Origin of the sequence: Escherichia sp. S10b (assembly GCF_028421345.1) — a bacterium.
Classification (GTDB): Bacteria; Pseudomonadota; Gammaproteobacteria; order Enterobacterales; family Enterobacteriaceae; genus ECMA0423.
In genome coordinates this window covers 1-590 of sequence record NZ_JAHZSO010000077.1, presented here as the reverse complement: position 1 = coordinate 590, position 590 = coordinate 1, and the positions used below count along the sequence as shown (strand labels likewise).

The window sequence follows — 590 nt, the reverse complement described above, 5'->3', positions numbered from 1 at the left end:
GCGCATGGGCACCGGAGCACTCCGTGACGGAGTTCAGTCACAGCCAGGAAGCGAAACTGGCAGAAGCGCAGCAGAAGGCGATGCAGAAAGGCGAGGCTTTCCCGGATGTCCCCATGACACTGTATGAAGCCATTGTCCGCGACTATACCGGCAGAACACCGGAAGCACGGGAGCAGACGCTGATTGTCACGCACCTGAATGAGGACCGGCGCGTGCTGAACAGCATGATTCATGATGCACGGGAAAAGGCCGGTGAGCTGGGAAAAGAGCAGGTCATGGTGCCTGTCCTGAACACAGCGAATATACGCGACGGGGAGCTGCGTCGTCTCTCCACCTGGGAGACACATCGGGACGCACTTGCCCTGGTGGATAATGTGTATCACCGGATTGCCGGTATCAGCAAGGATGACGGGCTGATAACCCTGCAGGATGCGGAAGGTAACACGCGGCTGATTTCGCCCCGGGAGGCGGTGGCTGAAGGCGTCACACTGTACACTCCGGACACCATCCGGGTGGGAACCGGTGACCGGATGCGCTTCACGAAGAGTGACCGGGAGCGCGGTTATGTGGCCAACAGCGTCTGGACGGTG

1 pseudogene is annotated in these 590 nt (G+C 60.0%); it reads left to right on the top strand.

What is annotated here, in order from left to right:
• Window positions 1-590, top strand: a pseudogene (locus FTE26_RS20190) (conjugative transfer relaxase/helicase TraI); the annotation flags it as partial.